This is a genomic window from Lentilactobacillus rapi DSM 19907 = JCM 15042 (assembly GCF_001436255.1).
GTDB lineage: Bacteria > Bacillota > Bacilli > Lactobacillales > Lactobacillaceae > Lentilactobacillus > Lentilactobacillus rapi.
Genome location: NZ_AZEI01000078.1, coordinates 1 through 23,186, shown reverse-complemented (window position 1 = coordinate 23,186; position 23,186 = coordinate 1). Strand labels below are relative to the sequence as shown.

Below are 23,186 nucleotides of genomic sequence, written 5' to 3'. Positions count from 1 at the left end.
AGCAGATGTTTAAAAAAGTATTAGTGGCTAATCGTGGTGAAATTGCCGTCCAAATTATTCGGGCACTGCACGATATGGGCATCACAGCGGTAGCGGTCTATTCTAGTGCTGATAAAGACAGTTTGTTCGTTCACTTAGCTGATGAGGCAATCTGTATTGGTGGTCCGCAGCCGAGCGAGTCGTATTTAAATATGGCTCAAATCATTAGTGCTGCCAACCTGACGGGGTGTGAAGCAATTCATCCCGGCTATGGATTCTTGTCAGAGAACGCCGAATTTGCGGAACTCTGCGAAACCTGTCATATCAAGTTCATCGGCCCAAGTCACGAATTGATTTCGCTGATGGGTGATAAGTCAAATGCCAGAGAAGCCATGGAAAAAGCTGGCGTGCCGGTGATTCCTGGTAGCCAGGGAGTTGTGAAAACAACTAACCAAGCAGAAACGGTTGCCGAAAAAATTGGCTTCCCAGTCTTACTGAAATCAGCTGCAGGTGGCGGTGGTAAGGGAATTCGTGAGGTTGATCGGCCAGAAGACCTTCGCAGTGCCTTCGAGCAGACTCAACAAGAAGCTCGAGTATCGTACAATGACGATGATATTTATGTTGAAAAATTGATTCGAAATGCCAAACACGTCGAAATGCAAGTCATTGCCGATGAATTTAACGACGTGGTCTATCTGCCAGAACGGGATTGTTCCCTTCAGCGGAACCACCAAAAGGTGATCGAAGAAAGTCCCTGTGTCCTGATTTCGCCGACTGAACGAAAAAAATTGGGCGAAATTGTTGCCAATGCGACTCTAAAGTTAGGCTATACCAATACAGGGACTTATGAATTTTTGATGGATGAAGACCACCACTTTTACTTTATGGAAATGAATACCAGGCTTCAAGTTGAGCACACGATTACTGAAGAAGTGACCGGTATCGAATTGGTTAAAGCTCAGCTGATGGTTGCTGATGGGCAAGAGTTGCCATTTACCCAAGCGGATGCAGCCGTAAAGGGACATGCCCTTGAGTGTCGTCTCAACGCCGAAGATCCTAGTCATAACTTTGCTCCCCGACCAGGTCGGATTAATCATTTGTTCTTTCCGGCTGGGTCACTCGGGGTTCGAATTGATTCCGGGGTTGCCCAGGGAAGCTTTATTTCACCATTTTATGATTCAATGATTGCTAAAGTGATTGTTCATTTGAATGATCGGAATACCGTAATTGCCAAGATGAATCGAATTCTAGGGGAACTCGAGATCAATGGCGTGGTGACAAATCAAACCTTCTTAAAGTATTTGATTAACACTACTGAATTTAATTCGGGCCAGTATTCAACCAGCTTTATCGAAAATCAGGTTTTAACGAACAAGGAGGGATTCCATGTTGCAGAGTCGGTTTAAAATGCCCAGTCATGACGAATTAGTCAAACGAATGGATGCCATTCCCGACCATGTACTGCGGGAATGCCCAATTTGTCATGCTAAGTTTTTATCGATGAGGTTGGGCCGTGACCATACGTGTCCAAAATGTGGGTATGGTTTTCGGATTTTGGCCAAACGGCGTGTCAAGATCACATTTGATAAGTTCACTGAAATTGATCAAAATGTCACCGTCCCTGATCGTTACACTGATGAGAAGTATCGAGCTAAGATTGCCAAAGCCAAGAAAGTAACGGGCCTTAACGAAAGTGTGCTGACTGGAATTGGGTCGCTGAATAAGCAACAGGTTGCTGTTGGCATTATGGATCCATTTTGGATCATGGGTAGTCTGGGGAGTGCAACCGGTGAAAAGATTACCCGGTTGTTTGAATTGGCCACCCGAAAGGATTTGCCGGTGGTCATGTTCACTTCTTCAGGTGGGGCTCGGATGCAGGAAGGCCTACACTCCTTAATGCAAATGGCAAAGGTTTCCAGTGCGGTTGCGGAACATAGTGCGGCTGGGCTATTGTACATCGTGGTTCTTTGCGATCCGACGACTGGTGGGGTGACTGCCAGTTTTGCAATGGATGGTGACATCATTTTGGCTGAACCACATGCTTTAGTGGGATTTGCCGGTCGTCGTGTAATCGAACAAACAATCATGCAAACACCCCCCAAAGATTTTCAAAGTGCTGAAACCGTCATGAAACATGGCTTCATTGATCAGATTGTGAAACGGTCCGATATGAAGAAAACATTGACCCAACTCCTCCGCTTACATACAAAGGAGAATGCATATGGTTAATAAAACGGCCTATCAACGAGTTCAAGGTGCTCGTAGAAAAGATAAAATTTCGACTGCAGAGCTGATTCATGGCTTGACAACTGACTTCTTTGAGCTTCATGGCGATCGATTAGAGGCGGATGATCACGCGTTGATTGGTGGAGTTGGTTTATTGAATAACCGGCCAATCACGGTTGTGGGTATTCAAAAGGGCGCTGATACTGACGAGAATATTGACCGTCATTTTGGCAGTCCGACGCCACAAGGTTATCGCAAAGCACTGCGCTTAATGAAGCAAGCCGAAAAATTTCACCGGCCCATTTTGGCGCTGGTTAATACACCGGGCGCTTGGCCGGATGTGGAATCCGAATATCATGGTCAGGGTTCAGCAGTTGCCCAATGTATCATTCAGGGGATGCAGCTCAAGGTGCCTTATATCAGTATCATTGTTGGCGAAGGTGGGAGCGGGGGAGCTCTCGCCTTGGCATGTGGTGATCGGGTGTTGATGTTTGAGGACAGTATTTATTCCGTTCTCTCGCCCGAAGGTTATGCAAGTATTATGTGGAAAGATTCATCAAAGGTGCAACAGGCTGCCGAAGAACTTGGATTAACCCCAGAGAGTTTACTTAAAGATGGTATTATTAATCAAATTATTCATGAATATAAACCTGGTGATGATTTAAGTGATTTGCGCGACTTCTTGGACCAACAGTTTACCGAACTTGAGAATTTGCCAATGAGCGAATTAATTGAACAGAGACAACGACGGTTTAGAAATTATTAATTAAAAATAAAATGGAGGCCCAATCATGAGTGGCTTTTTAGATGGTAAAACAATCGTAATCATGGGGGTTGCGAATAAGCGAAGCATTGCTTGGGGATGTACTCAGGCAATTATGGACCAGGGCGCAAAAGTTGTCCTGACGTATCAAAATGATCGGATCAAGAAGAGTCTGGAGCGCTTTGTCCCCGAAAACCTGGACTTACTTGAATGTGACGTTTCAGAAGATGAAAACATTGAAAAGGCGTTCGCTGAAATTGGTAACCTCTATGGTAAAATTGACGGCGTCATTCATGCCATTGCTTATGCCGACAAGGATACATTGACTTCTGGACTGGTTAATACCACGAAAGATGGGTATGATTTAGCCCAAAATATCAGTGCTTACTCACTGATCGCAGTCGCCAGATATGCTCAACCAGTGCTGAATAACCCAGCCAGCATCTTGACGCTGACCTACTTTGGTTCCACTCGCGCAATCCCTAATTACAATATGATGGGCGTTGCCAAGGCCGCTTTGGAAGCTAACGTCCGTTACTTGGCATCAGATTTAGGTGCGACTGGTATTCGAGTGAACGCAATTTCTGCTGGGGCCGTTAAGACATTGGCAGTTACTGGGATTAAACATCATGGCGAGTTATTAAAAGAATCCGAATCACGGACAGTTGATCAAAAGAGTGTCACAACTGATGAAATTGGCAACGTCGCTGCCTTTTTGATGAGTGACTTGTCAACTGGCATGACCGGTGATGTGGTGTATGTTGATAAGGGCGTTCATCTGATTTAATCGGGATGGGCATTTGTCAACGCCGGTGAGGAAAATGAGGTAATAAAATGGCGGATCATCAATCACAGATTTTACGAGCATTATTGGAACTGGATAACCGTTATATTTCCGGAAATGAACTTGCGCGGCGCTTCAACATCAGTCGGCCGGCCGTTTATAATAACATTCAAAAACTTAAGCAAAAGGGTCACCTGATTGAGACGAAGAAGGGCTTGGGATATAGCTATCAGAAGTCAAAATGTTTTGATGCTCAAGTGATCGATCATTATCGAGTGACAACTTACCCGGTCAGAACGCACGTGTTTGCTCAGCTGACATCAACCAATGATTACGCTAAGCAGTACGGCACTGAAAAAACAGTGTACAAACCCCAGATTTTCGTGACGGATACCCAGACGAAAGGGCGTGGGCGCTTGGGCCGGCGATTTTATTCGCCAGCTAAGACCGGTATCTATATGAGCTTACTGATTCCGATTCAAACTCGCCAAACGTTGCATTCCGGGTTAATCACAACTGGCACAGCCGTCTGTGTGGTACGTTCACTTCAATCCTTTTTCCCACAAGTCGATTTTCGCGTGAAATGGGTCAATGATATTCTTGCTCACGACAAAAAATGTGGTGGGATTTTGACTGAGACAACTGCCAGTCTTGAGGACGGCTCTCATGAAAATGTGATCGTGGGGATTGGTCTCAACATTGATTCAGATGACTTTCCCGATCCGATTAAACACAAAGCCGGGGCAATTGTTGCCCACAGCCAAATTGACCGGAACAAGATTGTGGCCAAGATTATCGACAATTTCTTTTACATGTATCAAACTTACCAAACCGGCAATTTTTTGCCGGAATATGCGCGATTGTCAGATATCCTAGGTCGAAAGATTCGGGTCGAAATGGGCAGCCGGGTCTATCTAGGCATTGCTGATCATTTCGATAATGAAGGGGCGTTGGTGATGAACACTGATTCAGGGCAGCTGACGATTTCTAGTGGTGAAGTGACGAAAGTTTATTTACCAGAGAATGGTTATACTGGCTGAGTTGATTCATTACATTTATGGTTAACTTGGATTGGGTTTCACTTAACCGTTAACAACTCATAGGAGCGTTTAGATGAAAATCAGAGAAATTGTTCAAACGGCACTGATTACCGCAACCATTATTATTTTGGGGATGATCCCACCGTTACCACTTGGTTTCATTCCGGTCCCAATTGTGATGCAGAATTTGGGGATCATGTTAGCAGCCGTGATTTTAGGGCCGAAAAAAGGAACCCTGGCGATTCTCGGGTTCCTCTTGCTGGCGTTGATTGGTTTCCCAGTGCTTAGCGGTGGTCAGGCAGGGCCTGCAGTTTTTGCCGGACCAACCGGCGGCTACTTGCTCGGGTGGTTATTAACGCCACTCATGATCGGCTATGGTCTTTCCAGGCCATTTATTAACCGTCGTTGGAGTCGATTAAGCATTATCTGGTTCGCTGGCGTCTTATTGGTCGATGTTATCGGCTCAGTCTGGTTATGGCTGGTCAGCCCGATTTCATTGATTGGGTCACTCGTGTCAAATTTGGCATTTATTCCGGCGGATACGTTGAAAGCAGTGGCCGTTTATTTGGTGGCAGAAAGAATGCGGATTTGGAATAAAGAAACCACTCGTTTATAAGAATAGTAAAATTGTTAGTGTCCAACAAATAAGGTTCATCATCCGAAATTCGAAAATTTCAGATGATGAACCTTATCTAGTAACGGACGACTTTTAAAGTGGCATTATTCGGAATTTCAAGGTAATTGAGAAGTCGCTTGATTGTTAACGAGGTTGAATTTCACTGGTGCTTTTTTGACTCCAAAATTGAATCGCTTTTTCGAGATGATCCAGATCAATAGAAGTCACGCTGCCATCACCATTTGTTATCATCAGACTGGGCAAGGTGGTGATACCAAGCCGGTTAAAAAGGGATTGGTAGTCATCCGGGTCAGCATCAGCAAAATCGAAATAATAAACCTGCATCGAATTTAATTTCAGCGCGTATTTTAATTTAGGAACAATGAGGCGACTCAATCGATCGCGAGGGCTGCCAATAAAAATCAATTTGAACTGAGATTCCTGGATCAGGGCAGTTAGTTTCTGCAGATCGACTGGGGAAATAAGCTTGGAAGGTTTCATCTCACTGCGGTAACGATGGCTTTCGACCGCTAAAATGATGGTTTCAAATAAGTGCCAGTTAAATATTTTTGAAAGGATCATCAAAATTAATAACGGCAGAGAAAAGATATACAATATCAAGTCAATACAGAAAAGTAATAGGACCTTAAATATAATCGAATCATAGCCACCCGGGATAAGCACTGTTGCATTACTGGTCTGAACCGCTAAAAAATAGGCAGAACTATCCACCCCACGATTCAAAGTGCTCTCGCTTGTGGCCCCAGGGTTGTCTCGAGTATTCCGGATAAGGGCTCGAAACCAAATTAATGAAACCGGAAAAAAGAGCAACCCAGTTAAACTATTAATGAGATCAAGGGGTGTGATTGTGGTTCTTAAAGCATATGTATTTGTCAAATGGCTCAAAAATAAAATCATGACAAAATAGATGAAACTCAGCAGGTAAATGCCGATGATTGAGAGGGTTTTCCGCATGTTGAGGCCTCCAATTGGTGAATGATTGAGAACAGGATAGCACTTTGTCAAGAATGGATAAGTTGAAAAATCTATCGGCAGGGACCATAAATTTCACGGCGTCAATTTAATGGTGAATTCTCGGAACTCTATTGATCAAACGCGCAATTTGGGTAACCGTTGTTCGCAATAAAAGCCCCATGATGATGACGATTAACAAATACTTCGGCAAAAAGTAAGCAAAACCGAGATAAACAATGCTAACGCCAAGCATAATTTGAGCGGAACGGATTTCTTCACGATCGTGGGCGGTTACCTCAGTACTGGTTTTTTCAGCAAGGTTGGCAACTTCTCTAAACATCAAGGACTGCGTAAAGTTCACTAAAATGATTAACACAGAATAGGCGATGGCGCTGTCACGGCTGAGGAAGCTGTCGTTGAGCCACGATGTTGCAAATGGCGTTAAGCTGATGAAACACAGGTAGTAGATGTTCGTAATGGTCAACATTGGGGTTGCCTTCTTAATCCCACTGAGCAACTCTTGATGATAAACCCAATACTGAGAGACAATCCCGAAGCTGGTAAAATAGATGACCAAATGTTTAAGCAGTTCAGTCATTGGTCCGACTGATTCGTTGATCGGTGATTTGATATCCAAGACCATGATGGTCAGGACTACAGCAAAGATTCCATCAGAAATACCAACTAAGCGTGATTTTGAGTAGTGAAACATAAGAATTCCCCCTAAGATGATTCGGTTATGATCATTATTTTACACCAGAATCAATCAGGTGGTTGATAGTGATGGTCTAATTGGGAAGTTGATATTGGAAATGCGAAAGGGTCGAGGCAAAACGGTTCGTTTTGTCCCGGCCCTTGAAAAGTCTCCACTACGTCGAGTCGTTAAAATGTATGGAAACAATATCGTCTTTACCTAAACTGCTTCAATTTTGCCTGTCGCAATTGGCAAAGTCGTGTGTTGATCATATTGACCGACAGCCCCTTGAATTGTGTCAGGTAGGATCATTGAATCAGGCACACCATGAATGTAAATGACCCGTTTGTCTAACTGCAAGTCATGATCGTGGAAAACTTCATTAAATTTATCACTAATTTCCTTTAGCGGCACTTCCTTCTTGTAGTGGAAATGGCCGTTTGCGTCCGAGGTTGGGTAAGTATCCGTTGGAATTGCCATCTTTTCAGGCTGATCGTTAAATGGCACCATGGTTGTTCCCGAAACTGGTTCGGTTTCTGGCAGGTCAACATAGCCATCGTGATTAGTATCTTGGGCAATCGTGGCCGGTTGCGCATCCTTGCCGTCCGGGAACCCATGAAAATGCATCCAATGCTGGGTATTAGGTGACGTATGATCCATTGTGATTTCAACCGTTAATGTATCATCGTCGACCGTAAAAGTGGCCTCACCAGTTGGGTTAGTCCCAATTTTGTCGCCGTTCAGTGCAGTGATCTTTGCTTGATACTGTTTTGCCATTATAACCACGCTCCTTAGATAGTTTGATGATCCAGGTTCAATATAGCACCGAAATAGGCTGTGGACAATTGATAAGTCGGGGAGTGTTCAGAATTGATATTTTTGGTTTGCGGTGAAGAAAGGCCCTTCGTTTAACACCCAGAATCGGGATTTCAAACGAAGGGTCTTTCAGGCACGGAAACTCGTTGGTCTCTGCACTTTTAAATTAATGGAACAACAAATTCAATCCCATAACCATCACAATACCAACAACAGAAATCACGGATTCAAGTACCGTCCATGTCTGTAAGGTTTGCTTGATTGTCAAATCGAAATATTCTCTGAACATCCAGAAGCCGGCATCGTTAACATGTGATGCGGCAAGGGAACCGGCACCAATTGCGAGAACCATCAATGCTGGGTCAACGCCTGCTTGAGCCATCAATGGGGCAACAATTCCTGCGGCAGTTAATGAAGCAACTGTGGCGGATCCTAAGGCAATCCGGAGCACGACGGCAACTAGCCAGCCTAAGATTAATGGCGAGATAGATGAGCCTAAGAACAATTGGGCAACGGCTTTACCAACACCACCGTCAATCAGAACTTGTTTGAAGGCTCCACCACCACCAATAACCAAGAGCAGCATGGCAATTGATTTGACGGCATTTTCCAAGGACTCCATGATTTGGGCTGTCGTTCGTTTCCGAGCCCAACCCATGGTATACATTGCAAAGAATAATGAAATTAACATTGCGATACTTGGTGAGCCAATGAAGGCAATGATCGAATCCAATAAGCTCGGATTCTTTGGATCGACACCACCGTTAACCGTCATTTTATAAATTGTAGAAATAGCTAGCAAAATAACTGGGAATAAGGCGGTTAAAACGGAAAGGCCAAACGAAGGTGATTCTTCCGGGGTAAACTCTTTAACTTCACCAATTGAAGAAAGGTTACCTTTACGTTCAAAGGCAGCTGGCGCATATTTTCTGGCGATCTTTGAGAACAGCGGACCAGCAATATATGCGGCAACAATGGCAATGAAGAATCCAAACAACAGAACTTTACCATCATTGGCACCCAAAACTTGCGCAATGGCAACTGGTGCTGGGTGAGGTGGCAAGAAGCCGTGGGTAACTGACAAAGCAGCTGCCATTGGAATTCCTAAATAAAGGATTGGCACACCGGCTTCAACGGCAATTGCGAAGACGATTGGAACCAGTAAAACCATCCCGACTTCGAAGAACAAGGCAATCCCAAGAATGAATGACGCAATCATCACGGCAACTTGCAGCCGGGCTTTACCAAATCGTTTAATCAAGGTTTCGGCGATCATATAGGCACCACCGGAATCTGATACCAGGCGACCAAGCATAGCACCAAACCCAAAGACCATTGACAATTCACCAAGTTGGCTGCCGATACCATTTGATACCGAATCAGCAACTGTTCCGAGTGGCATTCCCAACATCACAGCTGTAATGACAGCTGTTAGAATCAATGAAACGAAGGTATTAATTTTGAACTTGATAATCAAGACCAGTAAAATAATGATCCCGATTAACAGAGCAAGTAATTTAAGTAACATAACTTTTCCCCTTTTCTATCACCACTTGAAGTGACTGGCCTCATTACTTACCAACTATCCCTCTTTGTTGGCATCAGTGTCTTCGTGCTCATGGCGGCGCTGATAATCTGCAATATGCTTGTATTCAGGTTCCAAGGAGCGGCTTAATCGAATATAAATTGGAATCAATTCCCGATAAGCATTGAAGTTCTTTGGTTCTGGGTGATGGACAACGGTGGTACCAACAAAGTTTGAAACGTCGCTCAAACTATCAATTAAGCCTAAGCTATACATTCCAAGTGTTGCGGCTCCTAAGGCCGTGCTTTCAAAACTTTCTGGAATGGCAACATCTTGTTCAAAAATGTCAGTTAACATTTGGCGCCAAAGGGCAGAACGGGCGAAACCGCCACTTGCTTGAATGCTCTTCGGCCGGCCAACGACTTCTTCCAAGGCCAACATGACCGTGTACAAGTTGTAGACAATGCCTTCCAAGACGGCTCGAATCATGTGAGCCCGGGTATGCGTCCGATTCAGGCCAAAGAATGAACCGCGGGCATTGGCATCCCAGATAGGAGCCCGTTCACCGCCCAAGAATGGGAAGAACAAGAGTCCATCGGAGCCGGCAGGAATCTTAGCGGCAATTTCTGTTAATAAATCATATGGATCAATGTGCATTTGTTCGGCAGTGACTTTTTCTGGGGCACAGAGTTGATCACGGACCCAACGGAAGACGACACCACCGTTATTAACCGGTCCGCCGACAACCCACATATTCTTGGCTAAGTAATAACAGAATACCCGGGCCTTTGGATCCGTTTTTGGCTTGTCGGTGACAACTCGAACAGCGCCTGAAGTCCCGATCGTAACGGCAACAACTCCTGGCTGAATGGCGTTCACACCAAGGTTAGCCAGTGGGCCATCGGAAGCCCCAATGATAAATGGGGTCTTGATGTCAATTCCCAACACCTTGGCATATTCCTCGTGCATGCCGGTTAGCTGGTAAGTTGTATCGACAAGCTCAGGCAGTTGATCCCGGGTGACGCCGGCAATCTTGAGCGCTTGGTCGTCCCAGTCCAAGTTATAAATATTGAACATTCCAGTGGCGTTAGCGATGGAATAATCTTCCTTTAACACCCCAAATAATTTGTAGAGAATGTACTCTTTAATTCCGACGAACCAACGGGCTTTTTTGAAAAGATCCGGATGATCATTCCGAAGCCAAATCAACTTGGTGAGTGGCGTCATTGGATGAATTGGGGTTCCGGTATGTTGGTAAATTTCCATCCCTTCAGGACTGTGCTTCAACTCATCAGCGTACTTAACTGCTCGGTTGTCTCCCCAAGTAATTGCTCGGGTGAGGGGTTTGTGGTCTTCGTCCAAAAGAATCAGGCTATGCATTGCACAAGAAAAAGCAACCCCTTTCAATTCTCCTTTCTTTAAATTCGCTTTCCGCAGGATTTCGGTAATCCCATCCGACATCGCGGAAAAAATTTCTTCGGGGTCTTCTTCGGCCATGTCAGGCGTATCCTGATAAAGGGGATAGCCATCGTTTGAGTAGCCGTGAACTTTGCCGTGGATATCGTACAAAACGGTTTTGACACTGGTTGTTCCAATATCGACACCTAGTGTATAATCCATATGAATAACTTCCTTTCGATTATGAAATAAAGCAGTTGGTTATTGTGCTGGATTAATATAGAATAATAGCGGAGTCATCATTGTATTTATAAATGATGGGTTCTGAAACCAGCACCACCTCGCACTAAACTTAGCATTTTCACTGCTATACTTCAAATAAAGTGTCTGTTAATTTTCAGGCGGGTGTAAACGCCACCAAGTTATTATATGGAAATCAATTTCACAACGCAACTATTTTGATGTAAAATATTTACAATAGAAAAACTATGGATTTATCAGCTGAACAGCTAGAAACGAAAGGTGATCAAAATGAGCTCGCCAGTTCAATTATTAAAACAATCATTTGAGGATTTAAGTCGGACAAACAAGAAAATTGCCCGGTATGTGATCGACAATCCGCAGGCAGCCTCTGAGGCAAATATTGAGGACTTAGCAGCGAAGACTGAAACGTCGACAGCTTCGGTTTCTCGTCTGGTTAAAACATTAGGGTATGGGAACTTCCGTGAGTTTACGTTATCGTTGGCCTACACACAGCTGCGGCCCCAGAACCTACCAATTTTTAAGGATATTGATGCGAACGACTCGCTGTCAACCATCGCTGACAAGATTTTTACCAGTTCACAGCGGGCCATCCGCGATACCCGCAATGGAATTGATGAAAATGATTTTGCCCGCGCCGTATTGAGGATCATCCACTGTCGGCGCCTTGGCTTATTTGGACTTGGTGGGTCATCTGTGATCGCCCTTGATGGTTATCATAAGTTCCTGCGTACCTCAATTGACTGCTTTTACTATCCAGACTTTGACGTCCAACTCATGCAAGCAGTAAAATTGGGTGAAGATGACTGTGGCATCGTTGTGTCGCATTCCGGCAAGAACCGGCAAACATTGAAGATTGCTGAAACCCTTAAGCAGCGCAAAGTACCTGTAATTGGGATTACCGGTTATCAGGATTCCCCGCTCGCCAACCACAGCGACATTACTTTCGTGTCATCCAGTGATGAGTCTAATTACCGGTCCGAGGGGATGTACTCGCTGATCGCCCAGATGACGATTATCGATTCACTGTTTATGATGGCAACTGTTCGAATGGGGCCAGCGACCGAAGATACTATTCAAAATGTTCAAAATATTATTGAAAGTACTCGCAGCTAAGTTTCGCTGTGTTAACTGAGATGACTATTTTATGAAGCGTAGAGATATTCAACCAATATATGCAGAAACATACCGAAGACGTAAGGCGACAAGGAAGGTTTTGTTCGGCATTTTTCTATTAGTGGTTGTGATTGCTCTGGGCTTTTTTGTTGTCCGTTCACATGAAAAACACGAACTGGAGAAGTACCCAATTCGTGGGGTAACCATCAACCAAACCAATGGCTATATTGATTTTGAGAGTTTGAAAAGTGATGGGATCAGCTTTGTTTATTTGAAGGCTACCCAGGGCGCAACGTTTACCGATGACAGTTTTCAGAGTAACTTCGAGCGCAGTCAGGGCTCCCAGCTACCGGTGGGAGTCTACCACTATTTCAGCTTTAGTAGCTCACCAACGGCGCAATTCAAAAACTTTGTCCGTGCTGTTCAGGATAATACCGGGAGTTTACCAATTTGTATTGCGATTCAATATTACGGCACTTATGGTGAAAACAGTCTCCAATGGAAAACAGTTCGAAAAGATGTGGCCGATTTGAGCGATCGTCTGAGAGCCTACTATAAGCGCCCAATCGTGATTTCGGCGACCCGAAGTATCATTGACCATCTTCACGTTCAAGCGACTGGCAAACGTCAATTTTGGCCCACAGATGCCCAAATAGGGAAACCAAATGGGGATGCCACCTTTATTCAAGTCAATCAGAAGCAAGATTTTAAAATGGATAGGCAAATTGTCTTCCTCCCAATGTCCGTGTTTAACGGTGGAAAAGGGAAGTGGCATCGGTATCTGAATTAGCCTACGTAGAGAGCAAAAAAGCAACCCAGGTCATCCTAAGGTTGCCAACTCGATATCTTTAATTTTGTTTAACCGTTTGTTAAATCGTACGTAAAGTTTTCTGATTCATCATAGAATTTGACTGGCCTGGCTTCATTCCCCCGAATTTCCAGTTTATAGCCAAATTTGTCAATGTATGACAGTTCATACTTCGTCATCGATGAAACCTTTGCGGACATATTCTGACCATCAATTGTCAATTTTAAATCTGGATCAATGACAATTTCATGCTCCCGATTTCTGCGATCTTTAAAGAACCAGCTGCCCACAAAGAAACGTGGGTCGACGGCTGGCAATTCTTTTTTTGAAGCTTTTGGTGTGTGAAACAGCCCAAACCCCAGTGAAATTAAAAATAAAAAAATGCTTCTTTTTCGCATGGTAAACCATCCCCTAGCTTGTATTCATCTCAGATTATAACTGATTAATATAACAGACCTGCTGAAATTCGTTTTCATTGTATTAAAACCTTGTTACAATCTAATTAAGAAAGGGTGGATAAGATGATTAAATTAGGAACGATTGGAACTAATTGGATTACCCAGCAGTTTGTTGAGGCTGTGAAGCTGTCCAAATCATATGATCTAACCAGCGTTTATTCACGTCATGAGGATACGGCAAAAACATTTGCAGGCAAAAATGGCGCGACAGAAATCTTTACGGACTTAAATGCCTTCTTTGATGATGGCGTTTTTGATACAGTCTACATTGCTTCGCCAAATAGTCTGCATTTTGAACAGGCCAAGCTTGCGATTTTGCATGGCAAAAATGTGATCGTTGAAAAACCGGCATTTACGAATCAGAAACAAATGGCGCAAATTCAAGAGATGTTGGCCGATCATCCAGATGTGTTGTATTTTGAAGCGGCTCGAAATATCCACACACCGAATTTTCATGCCATTGAAGCACAACTCGCCGATTTGGACACCGTTCAGGGAGCGGAGTTTACGTATTCAAAATACTCATCTCGTTATGATCAAGTTTTGGCCGGAAAAGAGCCAAATGTCTTTTCATTGAAATATGCCGGTGGTGCCTTGCAGGACCTTGGCGTTTATACAGTATATGATGCGGTTGCTCTGTTTGGGATGCCGCAGGAAGTGGCCTATTTTCCCCAACTAATCCGAACCGGGGTTGACGGTAAGGGAACGGCAATCCTGTCTTATCCTGAATACAGCGTCACCCTCAATTTCTCTAAGGTTTCAAATTCTCATATGACGTCTGAAATATATGGCCTTAAAGATTTGATTTCAATTGACGATGCCGGTGAACTAAGATCAGTCACCTATGTCGATGAAGACAATAACAAGCAGGTGATCGCCAATACAATCGATGAGAATCCAATGCTGCCAGAGGCTGAGGACTTTGCCCGAGTGATCAATGATCCAACGGCCAAACAGAACCACGAAGATTATGAGAATTGGCGCCAACTGAGCATGTATGTGAATAAACTAATGTTTAATCTGCGACAAGATGCGCACCTGTATTTTGTTGGTGAAGAAGCATAATGAACGGAGAAAAACTTTGATAAAAGAGTTTGAAGAACACGCACAACAATTAGGATACAAGGAGCAGACAGCAATCCAGAAGGCGGTTTATCAACCATTAAAAGATGGTAAAAGTGTCCTGGGACTGGCACCCACTGGATCAGGAAAGACGGTTGCCTTTGCCGTTCCATTGTTGGAAAATATTCGCCCAGAAGATGGTTTGTCATTGTTGGTGGTGGAACCGTCTGCTGAACTGGCCATGCAAACCCAGCAAGTCTTAAGCGACTGGGGAAAATTGATCGGCTTAAATGTCGAAGGAATTGTCGGTGGTGCCAATATTAAACGACAGATGGATAAGCTGAAAACTCATCCAAACGTCATCGTTGGGACCACTGGACGAATCATGAATCTAATTGACCTCGGTAAGCTGAAACTGGACTCACTAAAAGCGATTGTGATTGATGAAGCTGACAATTTATTGAGTGAGGATACGTTAGATTCCATTCGCTCACTGGTGGATTTGTCACCACAGACGGTGTCACTTGGCTTTTTCTCGGCTACCAAGAGTGACTTGCTGGATCATCTCAATCGTTGGTTTGTTCAAGAGATTGAAACGTTTGATGTGTCTGATATTGACGATACCAGAGGTGAAGTAAATCATACCCTGTTGGAAGTATCAAATCACAAGAAGGAACAGATGCTCCTGCGCTTTTTGCATATGAAGGACTTCAAGGCGTTGGTCTTCTTTGATAAAATGGACACTTTAAAAAAAGTCGGTGGTTTTTTATCTCATCGACATATCAAAGAGGCAGCGGAGTTGACGTCTGAGCAGCGACAAACCAGCAGACAAAAGGCGCTCAAGGATTTTCGCCTCGGACGGGTTCGATTACTCTTGACGACGGATGTTGCTGCCCGAGGGATTGATATTCCTAAATTGCCAGCGGTTGTTAATTTTGATCTCCCCAAAGACCCGAAGACTTACATTCACCGGGTGGGGCGAACTGGCCGGATGCACGAAGCCGGTTTGGTTATTAACATGGGTGATGATCATGACCTGCGTGATTTGAAGAAGCTGGTTCGAGCTGACGGTTATGAATTGACCAACATCTACTTTGACGGTAATCAATTATCGGCGACTAGACCAAAAGATCCAGTCAAACTTGCTGAAGAACAAAATGGGTCTTCAGAAAGGGCTGATGTTCATGCTTCGAAATCAAACTCGAGAAAGAACGGTCAAAATAAAGGCAATCAGTCGATTAAATCGCATTCGGGCAAGAAGAAGCACAAGCACTCCAAACGAAAAGGGATGCACCATAAGCGCACTGAAAAATAATGCCTTTACACAACCCGCTTAAAATGAGAAAATTAAGTGGTGTTGTTTTGGCCCCATAGCACAACTGGATAGGGCACCCGCCTCCTAAGCGGTTGATCCCGGTTCGAGTCCGGGTGGGGTCATCAGTAGGTGACAAAAAAGTAGCAAACTGGAATTAAAAAATTAAATCCAGAATTTAACGACAAAGGACAAGCATTCTTGAGGTTGGAATGGTTGTCCTTTGTCGTTGAATGGTTGAGGGCAGCAGTTGTCGTAGCTCTCAGTTTAGGTGCATCAGTAAATAAAACGGTCGTCACCATTAGAGAATTGGTTGATGACTAACCCCTTACTTTTAGTTACCATAAATCCTTGGAGGACGGCATTCTGTGACATTTTGCTGCATTCAAACACGCTGTTGGCAGTGGATTTGAGCTGATTATTCGACTTGCTAATTTAACAGTTATGTCTATAATTATTATTAACTGGGTGTTATCATATCATTTTAGTTATCTAAATCGATCATTATAAAAGTTGAGTAGGTAGAAATTTTTGATTTCTGGTATAAAAAGATTAATAAAGTTCATTTCGCCAGCGTTGCTTGCCACAATTTTGTGTGCAGTCATCGTTGGTTATTTGTTGTTCGTTCCTCCTGTCAACGGGCTTGCGGATAATGGGGACTTTTTACAGGTGCTTTCACAAAACGGCCTTTATCGGTTGAGCACCCATGGTTCAGTCTATTTTAACTATGTGATCGAAAAATTTGGGATCATGCAATTCTACAATGAGAATGCGGTTCCAATTTATTCATCTCAGTTTTTATTTGTTAAAGCCGCCATTGCGCTTAACAAAGTATTCGCCAGCTCCCGTGTTTTCGATATCCGTTTCCTGGGGGTTGTTTACTATGTATTTTTCTTAGGAGCAATTTATCTCTTAACCCGGGGGCTAACGGCATCTCATCGTAATGTCCGCAATTATGTGCTTGCATTAATTATTGTTTTTGTATTTGCAGACACCGCCTTTACCATCCCGTTTAATTCCTTTTATCCCGAAGCCGGAACGTACATTTTAATGCTTTATTGCTCCGGTTTATTTTTATTGATTACCCGTAAATTAGTGAAGCATCATCGGTTAACGACGATTGCTTTTTTTGCGGCTTCATTGTTGTTAATTGCGGTTGATTACCATAATGTCCCCTTAACTTTGGGGCTTTTAATCATGGCTTGTGGGTTGTTGTTTGTTTTCAAAGGACGTTTAGCCCAAGTATATGTTGTGATTGGTATGTTGGCTTTGATCGGGATGGGAGCCTTTGTCCATCAGACAGTGGCGACGCGATATCAGTCTTTGAATCGATATCAAGCTTTTACCCATGGTGTCTTGCAAACGACTGAGCCGTCTTTAAAAGTGACAGCTGGGGGGATTGATTCACAGTATGCGTTAATGAAGGATAACGATTATTATCCCAACACTTACTCAGCCATTCTGCCGGATTCAAAATATGTTCATCGACACCTGATCAATAAGCTTAATGCGGCTTGGATAACCGGATACTATTTTAATCATTTTTCCCAGTTTTTGCGGCTATTGGATGATGCGGCCAAAAATGTGATGCAAATTCGAATTCAATCGGTTGGTAACTATGATGCGGCTGCAGGAAAGTTGCCGAGAGCAAAAACCCAATATTTTTCAGGGTATAGTTTGTTAATGCAAAGTTTTTATCCGAGAAAATGTGCCTTTAATCTGCTGGTAATGGCTGCTTTGTTGGTGGTTTATACAATCGGAATGGTGAATAGTTTTCGGCACCGCAACATCGAAGGAGTTCTCAAGTTCTTCTTGGTATTGGGACTATCAACTGTCGTGATTTTGTTGCCAATCATTGATATCGTTTCGTATGGTACATATAATCTTTCGAGAAATATGTTTCCGGTTGCGGTCAGTCTGAGCTTGGCATGGATCCTTTTGATTGCTGATTGGATGAATCATCGTTTGTGGGGAATGCCCGCCAAATCGGATCATCCAGGGGAGAAGACGGCAAAATGAAACTTTTAAGACAACTACTTGTGGTTCTCCTGGCCTTGATTGGGTTAGCCTTTATAGAATTTTTGCCCGCTGCTGCGGCGACTAATCGGGTATTACTCGTTTATGATTCACAGAATTCGGCTGATCACGGATACCGAAAAATCGATTCCCTACAACGGCTTTTGACGAGTCATCAATTGAGTGTTCGAACGATCGCTGAATCTCAGTACCGTTCTGGAATGCTCCGAAACGGAAAGTATAGTGGCGTCATTACGATGGTCAATTGGGCGCAAAACCCTGTTAATAATCGTCAGTTTCAACACGATCGGCACCAATTTTCTGGCATTAAGCTGCATATCGGCGGCAATTTGACCAAAGCAGAGGCTGACCAAATTGGGGGTGCTGCTGAAACTCTGCGCCATCAACAGCTCATCTTGAGTGACGCGCACGGTCATTCTCAGTTACTGCCATTGAGTGATACCCTGACGGTTTTTAAACCCGGCAAGTCAACCAAGATTCAACAATTTGGAAAATTGACAACTCAAGAAGTTCAGCAGCGTCAATTTGCAGCTGGGATCATTCACCACAAATCTGGGTACCTGCCGTTTTATTCGGTCAATGGCCTGGCATTACAGGTGGCTTCTCAATTGATTGGCAAATTGTTTCAACAGCAGCTAGACAAGCAGCAACCTTTATTGACGATCACAAATGTCACGCCATATTCAAACCTAAAATTGCTTAACCACCTGAGCCGCGACTTCTTTGACCGCGGAATACCATTTGCAATTAGTACAACCAGTGTTGGTGCCAATACAGACTTGGCGGCATTTAAACGGTTTACCAAGGTCCTCAGAAATATCGAGACCAGAAATGGGATTGTCTTCTTAAAGACACCAGCTGTAACAGCTTATCAAACGGATCAGCGGCAGCTTAATCAGCTGATGATTACAGAATTGACCAGTCTGGGTCAAAATCATGTATTTCCCGTGGGAATCAGTACCGACGGCTTTTGGAACCAGAATCAGCTGTATCAGCGTCAAGGGTTAAAAACTGCTGATCAGGTTGTGCTGTTGCCAAACTCTCAACGGCAACATCAGGTGACCTCAACAAGAAATTCCCAGGTGTTTAAGCAAAGTTACTATGGTTTGACAGGGGATAACTTGCTCACAATCCGCCAACGACAAAAGATGACTTTCGCCATGCCAACTGCGGTGACCTTTGGAATGCCAACCACCCAAGTCGGTTTACGGGATTTGGAAAGAAAAGTTGACCGACTGCCCTTCCGGTGGCTAAACCCGGCAACTCAATTGGACGCGCAAGTTAAATTTGGTTCCGCCAATTATCATTATCGAAAGGGAACCTACTTTCTGAATGGCAGTCCAGTTGATGTGGGCAAGGCCGGAAGCCGTCAGCCCGAGGAGACAACTCCCGAAACGGTGACCGGATCCTTAAACCACTTTTTCAAATTTCAGTCACATGTGTTATTGATTTTATTTAGCGCGATTTTGGTCGTCCTGCTGGTTTTTATTGTGATTGGCAGAAAAATTTATGTGGGAATGTTCAAAAGATAGAGTGCGAAAGCAAGCGATTAGCTTTCGAAGCGTAAGTGGCCTTCAACGAAAATCCCGGGTTTGGATTTTTGATGAAGGCGCTTATGAGCAGAAAGCTGCTTGATTGAGCACATTTCAACCAGAGTGCGAATCCAAGCGGTTAGCAATCGGAATGTAAGTCTTCTTTGGAGAAAATTCCCGGTTTTAGAATTTTTCCAGTAGGTGCTTACATGCAGATTGTTGCTTGGAGGAGCATGTTTCAACCAGAGTGCGAAAGCAAGCGGTTAGGGACTGGAATATAAGTCTCCTACTGGGAGAATTCCCGCTCTTGGAATTTTTCCAGTAGGTGCTTATATGGAAGTCGCTGCTTGATTGAGCACATTTCAACCAGAGTGCGAAAGCAAGCGATTAGCTTTCGGAGCATAAGATCAATATTTGGACAATTGGCACATTCAATGAAAGAGGGGATCATCATTTCGATTCTGGATGCATTTTTGTTAGTCGCGATCATTTCCATTTGGGGTATTTTGATCATTAACCTCGTACTCACGATAGCCGGCTATACATATTATTTAAAATGGGCACATACCAAAAGGCCCCAATTACCAGATGAACCACCATTTGTTTCAATCATGGTGCCCGCTCACAATGAGGGTGTCGTGATCGTTAAGACGGTTCAGGCCTTGCTTGATTTTGACTATCCCAAATCACGGTATGAAGTTATTGTGATCAACGACAACTCAAGCGATAATTCCGCTGAATTGTTAAAAGGACTCCAGGATTTGTATGCTGACCGTCAATTGGTCGTCATTAACACGGACCAGAAAACGGGTGGTAAGGGTAAATCAAATGCTTTAAACATTGGCTTGCGAGCTGCAAAAGGAACCGTGATTTCAGTTTATGATGCTGACAACACGCCTGAAAAAGATGCTCTTTCAACGTTAGTGGCGGAATTGCTGCAGGATGAGCAGGTTGGTGCTGTAATTGGTAAGTTTAGGACCCGAAATAAGAATGCCACGATTCTGACGAGATTTATCAATATTGAAACGTTGGCTTTTCAGTGGATGGCCCAGGCAGGACGCCGGCAACTGTTTAAATTGTGTACGATCCCGGGAACCAATTATGTTATCCGCAGATCCCTCCTTGAGAAGGTTGGCGGTTGGGATGTCAAAGCATTGGCTGAGGATACTGAAATTAGTTTTCGGATTTATCAAATGGGCTATCGCATCGAGTTTCAGCCCGCAGCGGTGACCTGGGAGCAAGAACCCCAAACTTTGAGTGTTTGGTTTCATCAGCGAACGCGCTGGGTGAAGGGCAATATTTATGTCATTTTAAAGAATATGCATTTACTTTTTTCAAAAAGGGCGCGAAAAATTCGATTTGATTTATTGTATTTTGCATCGATTTATTTTTTATTGATGACATCGTTAATCCTCTCAGATACTGTGTTTGTTCTATCAGTGGCTGGATATGCTCATTCAGAATTGCAGGGCTTCAGTAACGTTGTCTGGGCCTTTGCGGTTGTGTTGTTTGTGATTAGTACATTTACGGCGATCACAACTGAGAAGGGTGAGATGACTGGATCAAATTTATTGTTGATAATGATTATGTATCTTGTATATAGTCAAATGTGGCTGGCTGTGGCAGCATACGGAATGGTGGGGTATATTCGTGAACAAATCTTTCATAAACAAGCGAAATGGTATAAAACCGTTCGCTATAAATAAAATCGTCATTTGGGCTGGGTTAATGTTATTAACTCTAGGGATCTTTTTTGTTTCTGGTAAAGCAGCGTTTGCCAAGGATCAAACCTATACCCAACCTTTTCAAAATCAAACAGTGACCCTTTCTGGAAATGCAGTTCAAACAAACATGTATTTTGTGAAAATGGGGTATTGGGATGTTAAACGGGCAACGTTGAACTTAAACTTTCAAGTTTCTCAACTCAGTGATAAACAGATTTCAGACATCACAGTTTCTGTAAACAACGTTAAATTTTATTCCTTTCGGCCCAAACGGGTTTCGGGAATCCAAACCAAGAAAATTAACATTCCAACTCGTTTACTGAGTGGAGAGAACAACATTGAGGTGAGCGGCCAGATCTTAAATAAGGGTGGTCACAAAAATTACCAACTCGCTCAAACACCGGCTAATTGGCTGACAATTTATAAAAATGCGAATGTCAATTTCAAATATCAGTTGGTGCCACCAACGAAATCGGTCAAGTCCTTTTATGACCACTTTACCGGTGCGGATACAATTGTGAACCGTGATGCGGTGATTACAACATCTAGTCAGCCGACAAATAATGAATTGGCTGCTGGGATGTATGCACTTTGTGGGCAATCACGCGTTATTACGACTGAAACCGACCAAATTCCTGTCACAACCTTTAATGATTCACAGGCAAAAAAGGCTGCCTATCAACTGGTGATCGCAACTTACGACCATTTACCCGCTAATATCAAAAAAATGGTACCTAAAAGTGATGTCACCAATCAGGCCGTTATCAAAACCCATGATACGAAAACCAAACATTTATTAATTGTGACAGCTAAGAATGGCACTCTCTTGAAGAAAGCAGCCAAATATGTTGCCAATCAAGAGTTGATGAAGGAAACCAGCCAAGCCACCAAGGTGATCACACAGGATACGCCGACATATACGTCAGTATTGCAATATGATGGCAGCGTTCAATTAACGAAACAAGATAGCCAAATTGTCGGTGCTAATCACCAGGAGCAAGCGTACTTTGTGAGCTTGCCGGTAGATCGTGACAATGCTGATGGTTCTGAGGTAAGACTTCATTTTCGATATGCCAAGAATTTGAACTTTAAGCGATCAATGGTAACGGTCCTGATTAATAACAGACCGATTGGTAGTAAAAAGTTAACCGCCAAGCATGCAAATGATGATGAGCTAACGGTCAAATTTCCAGCGGGGCATTCGTTAGGAAACGAGTTTACCGTTCGCGTTGCTTTTGATCTGGATATTGATGACCAATCAAGAGCCAATAACAATCAAACGCCATGGGCAACGGTTAGCTCAAATTCAAAGGCGATTATTAAGTCCCAGCCCAAAAATAGTTTGCTATTTAGTAATTATCCAGGGGTCTTCATCAAGAATCAAACTTTTGATAACTTGATGGTAGTCCGGCCAAAAACGATGACAGGCCCGGATTTTCAAACGTTATCCAATATCTTTAATCTGATTGGGAACTATGCCCAAAGTAATACCGGGAAGGTGACGTTTGTGAGTCATCGCCCAAGTCGAGACCAATTAAAACGGAGTAGTGTAATTGCTTTTGGTGCACCCAAACAGAACCCGTTCATCAAGTCGTTGAATCCCCAATTGTATTTTCAGTTCGGAAATCACTTCTCAAGTTTGGTCTCAAATGAAAAACTGAGTATTGAACACCAGTACGGGAAGACCGTTGGGACTGCCCAACTGTTAAGGTCGCCATTTAATAAAAGGCGGGCGTTATTGGTGGTTACTGGCGCCACTCCGACGGCGGCAGTTTTAGGCTCGACTCAACTTGATTTTCAAAAAAATATCCAGATGTACCGCAATCAAGATGGCCTGCTTGTCGATCCAGATAACAATCATTTCAGTTATCGCTTTAAAAAACAGGCGGCAATTGAGCCTGGCAAAACAGTTCAACAAAGGTTCAGTCAGAATTCTAGAATTCTGATTTATTTGGCAGTTGCCCTGTTGTTCCTCGTCATTATTGGAATTGCAATAGTTGCACTTCTAAGAAACTGTTTGAGATCTAAATTGAGTTTTGGTATACTTTTGCAAAAAAGGA

At 43.5% G+C, this 23,186-nt stretch carries 20 protein-coding genes and 1 tRNA gene; 15 read left to right on the top strand and 6 right to left on the bottom strand.

What is annotated here, in order from left to right; genetic code table 11:
* Window positions 1-5 precede the first annotated feature (5 nt).
* From accC to FD12_RS10925, 6 genes are all read left to right on the top strand, one after another.
* Window positions 6-1,385, top strand: a complete 1,380-nt coding sequence (accC, locus tag FD12_RS10950; RefSeq protein ID WP_056983171.1) for an acetyl-CoA carboxylase biotin carboxylase subunit — start codon at window positions 6-8, stop codon at window positions 1,383-1,385.
* Entirely contained in the window at window positions 1,366-2,208 is an 843-nt protein-coding gene (locus FD12_RS10945) for an acetyl-CoA carboxylase carboxyltransferase subunit beta (protein ID WP_054747135.1), read from the top strand. Before accC ends, FD12_RS10945 begins: the two co-directional genes overlap by 20 nt.
* The gene (gene accA / locus FD12_RS10940; RefSeq protein ID WP_054747133.1) at window positions 2,201-2,971 is read left to right on the top strand and encodes a carboxyltransferase subunit alpha; all 771 of its coding nucleotides are present in this window, start codon (window positions 2,201-2,203) and stop codon (window positions 2,969-2,971) included. The genes FD12_RS10945 and accA overlap by 8 nt, the downstream gene beginning before the upstream one ends.
* Window positions 2,972-2,996: 25 nt before the next feature.
* On the top strand, window positions 2,997-3,755 hold the full coding sequence (gene fabI / locus FD12_RS10935) for an enoyl-ACP reductase FabI (protein ID WP_054747132.1): 759 nt from the start codon (window positions 2,997-2,999) through the stop codon (window positions 3,753-3,755).
* Between the two features lie 47 nt (window positions 3,756-3,802).
* Window positions 3,803-4,792, top strand: a complete 990-nt coding sequence (locus FD12_RS10930; protein ID WP_056983170.1) for a biotin--[acetyl-CoA-carboxylase] ligase — start codon at window positions 3,803-3,805, stop codon at window positions 4,790-4,792.
* Window positions 4,793-4,865: 73 nt separating this feature from the next.
* A complete protein-coding gene (locus tag FD12_RS10925) occupies window positions 4,866-5,408 on the top strand; it encodes a biotin transporter BioY (RefSeq protein WP_056983167.1) in 543 nt (180 codons plus the stop codon).
* Window positions 5,409-5,552: 144 nt separating this feature from the next.
* Here the strand turns inward: FD12_RS10925 and FD12_RS10920 are convergent, their stop codons facing one another.
* From FD12_RS10920 to gntK, 5 genes are all read right to left on the bottom strand, one after another.
* The gene (locus FD12_RS10920; RefSeq protein WP_056983164.1) at window positions 5,553-6,383 is read right to left on the bottom strand and encodes a hypothetical protein; all 831 of its coding nucleotides are present in this window, start codon (window positions 6,381-6,383) and stop codon (window positions 5,553-5,555) included.
* A gap of 106 nt (window positions 6,384-6,489) precedes the next feature.
* On the bottom strand, window positions 6,490-7,095 hold the full coding sequence (locus FD12_RS10915) for a TMEM175 family protein (protein ID WP_056983162.1): 606 nt from the start codon (window positions 7,093-7,095) through the stop codon (window positions 6,490-6,492).
* A gap of 201 nt (window positions 7,096-7,296) precedes the next feature.
* Window positions 7,297-7,854, bottom strand: a complete 558-nt coding sequence (locus FD12_RS10910) for a CHRD domain-containing protein (RefSeq protein ID WP_054747126.1) — start codon at window positions 7,852-7,854, stop codon at window positions 7,297-7,299.
* Window positions 7,855-8,059: 205 nt separating this feature from the next.
* Complete coding sequence (locus FD12_RS10905; protein ID WP_054747124.1) at window positions 8,060-9,421, bottom strand: gluconate:H+ symporter; 1,362 nt, start codon at window positions 9,419-9,421, stop codon at window positions 8,060-8,062.
* 54 nt (window positions 9,422-9,475) lie between these two features.
* Window positions 9,476-11,038 (bottom strand): gluconokinase, encoded by a 1,563-nt coding sequence (gene gntK, locus FD12_RS10900; protein ID WP_056983160.1) that lies wholly within the window; start codon window positions 11,036-11,038, stop codon window positions 9,476-9,478.
* Between the two features lie 309 nt (window positions 11,039-11,347).
* Between gntK and FD12_RS10895 the strand changes: the two genes are divergently transcribed.
* Both FD12_RS10895 and FD12_RS10890 read left to right on the top strand, forming a co-directional pair.
* Complete coding sequence (locus FD12_RS10895) at window positions 11,348-12,193, top strand: MurR/RpiR family transcriptional regulator (protein ID WP_054747122.1); 846 nt, start codon at window positions 11,348-11,350, stop codon at window positions 12,191-12,193.
* 31 nt (window positions 12,194-12,224) lie between these two features.
* Complete coding sequence (locus tag FD12_RS10890; protein WP_056983158.1) at window positions 12,225-12,983, top strand: GH25 family lysozyme; 759 nt, start codon at window positions 12,225-12,227, stop codon at window positions 12,981-12,983.
* 68 nt (window positions 12,984-13,051) lie between these two features.
* Here the strand turns inward: FD12_RS10890 and FD12_RS10885 are convergent, their stop codons facing one another.
* Window positions 13,052-13,399, bottom strand: coding sequence for a DUF4828 domain-containing protein (locus tag FD12_RS10885; RefSeq protein WP_056983156.1), 348 nt, complete (start codon window positions 13,397-13,399; stop codon window positions 13,052-13,054).
* Window positions 13,400-13,522: 123 nt separating this feature from the next.
* On the opposite strand from FD12_RS10885, the gene FD12_RS10880 reads away from it, so the two are divergent.
* The 7 genes from FD12_RS10880 to FD12_RS10850 form a co-directional block, all read left to right on the top strand.
* On the top strand, window positions 13,523-14,524 hold the full coding sequence (locus FD12_RS10880) for a Gfo/Idh/MocA family protein (protein ID WP_056983155.1): 1,002 nt from the start codon (window positions 13,523-13,525) through the stop codon (window positions 14,522-14,524).
* Between the two features lie 16 nt (window positions 14,525-14,540).
* Window positions 14,541-15,836: a DEAD/DEAH box helicase gene (locus FD12_RS10875; RefSeq protein WP_056983153.1), complete on the top strand. Its 1,296-nt coding sequence runs from the start codon at window positions 14,541-14,543 to the stop codon at window positions 15,834-15,836.
* A 49-nt stretch (window positions 15,837-15,885) separates the two neighbouring features.
* Window positions 15,886-15,958, top strand: a tRNA-Arg gene (locus FD12_RS10870).
* A 406-nt stretch (window positions 15,959-16,364) separates the two neighbouring features.
* Window positions 16,365-17,852, top strand: a complete 1,488-nt coding sequence (gene wsfD / locus FD12_RS10865; protein WP_054749045.1) for a glycan biosynthesis hexose transferase WsfD — start codon at window positions 16,365-16,367, stop codon at window positions 17,850-17,852.
* On the top strand, window positions 17,849-19,402 hold the full coding sequence (locus FD12_RS10860) for a hypothetical protein (protein WP_056983151.1): 1,554 nt from the start codon (window positions 17,849-17,851) through the stop codon (window positions 19,400-19,402). Before wsfD ends, FD12_RS10860 begins: the two co-directional genes overlap by 4 nt.
* A 434-nt stretch (window positions 19,403-19,836) precedes the next feature.
* Window positions 19,837-21,108, top strand: a complete 1,272-nt coding sequence (locus FD12_RS10855; RefSeq protein ID WP_054749047.1) for a glycosyltransferase family 2 protein — start codon at window positions 19,837-19,839, stop codon at window positions 21,106-21,108.
* Between the two features lie 22 nt (window positions 21,109-21,130).
* On the top strand, window positions 21,131-23,186 hold a 2,056-nt coding region (locus tag FD12_RS10850; RefSeq protein ID WP_056983149.1), incomplete at its 3' end, for a cellulose biosynthesis cyclic di-GMP-binding regulatory protein BcsB.

Excerpts from the sequence above, each read along its gene's own strand:
- accC (WP_056983171.1), top strand. The coding sequence starts at position 6 with ATGTTTAAAAAAGTATTAGTGGCTAATCGTGGTGAAATTGCCGTCCAA.
- FD12_RS10945 (WP_054747135.1), top strand. The coding sequence starts at position 1,366 with ATGTTGCAGAGTCGGTTTAAAATGCCCAGTCATGACGAATTAGTCAAA.
- accA (WP_054747133.1), top strand. The coding sequence starts at position 2,201 with ATGGTTAATAAAACGGCCTATCAACGAGTTCAAGGTGCTCGTAGAAAA.
- fabI (WP_054747132.1), top strand. The coding sequence starts at position 2,997 with ATGAGTGGCTTTTTAGATGGTAAAACAATCGTAATCATGGGGGTTGCG.
- FD12_RS10930 (WP_056983170.1), top strand. The coding sequence starts at position 3,803 with ATGGCGGATCATCAATCACAGATTTTACGAGCATTATTGGAACTGGAT.
- FD12_RS10925 (WP_056983167.1), top strand. The coding sequence starts at position 4,866 with ATGAAAATCAGAGAAATTGTTCAAACGGCACTGATTACCGCAACCATT.
- FD12_RS10920 (WP_056983164.1), bottom strand. The coding sequence starts at position 6,383 with ATGCGGAAAACCCTCTCAATCATCGGCATTTACCTGCTGAGTTTCATC.
- FD12_RS10915 (WP_056983162.1), bottom strand. The coding sequence starts at position 7,095 with ATGTTTCACTACTCAAAATCACGCTTAGTTGGTATTTCTGATGGAATC.
- FD12_RS10910 (WP_054747126.1), bottom strand. The coding sequence starts at position 7,854 with ATGGCAAAACAGTATCAAGCAAAGATCACTGCACTGAACGGCGACAAA.
- FD12_RS10905 (WP_054747124.1), bottom strand. The coding sequence starts at position 9,421 with ATGTTACTTAAATTACTTGCTCTGTTAATCGGGATCATTATTTTACTG.
- gntK (WP_056983160.1), bottom strand. The coding sequence starts at position 11,038 with ATGGATTATACACTAGGTGTCGATATTGGAACAACCAGTGTCAAAACC.
- FD12_RS10895 (WP_054747122.1), top strand. The coding sequence starts at position 11,348 with ATGAGCTCGCCAGTTCAATTATTAAAACAATCATTTGAGGATTTAAGT.
- FD12_RS10890 (WP_056983158.1), top strand. The coding sequence starts at position 12,225 with ATGAAGCGTAGAGATATTCAACCAATATATGCAGAAACATACCGAAGA.
- FD12_RS10885 (WP_056983156.1), bottom strand. The coding sequence starts at position 13,399 with ATGCGAAAAAGAAGCATTTTTTTATTTTTAATTTCACTGGGGTTTGGG.
- FD12_RS10880 (WP_056983155.1), top strand. The coding sequence starts at position 13,523 with ATGATTAAATTAGGAACGATTGGAACTAATTGGATTACCCAGCAGTTT.
- FD12_RS10860 (WP_056983151.1), top strand. The coding sequence starts at position 17,849 with ATGAAACTTTTAAGACAACTACTTGTGGTTCTCCTGGCCTTGATTGGG.
- FD12_RS10855 (WP_054749047.1), top strand. The coding sequence starts at position 19,837 with ATGAAAGAGGGGATCATCATTTCGATTCTGGATGCATTTTTGTTAGTC.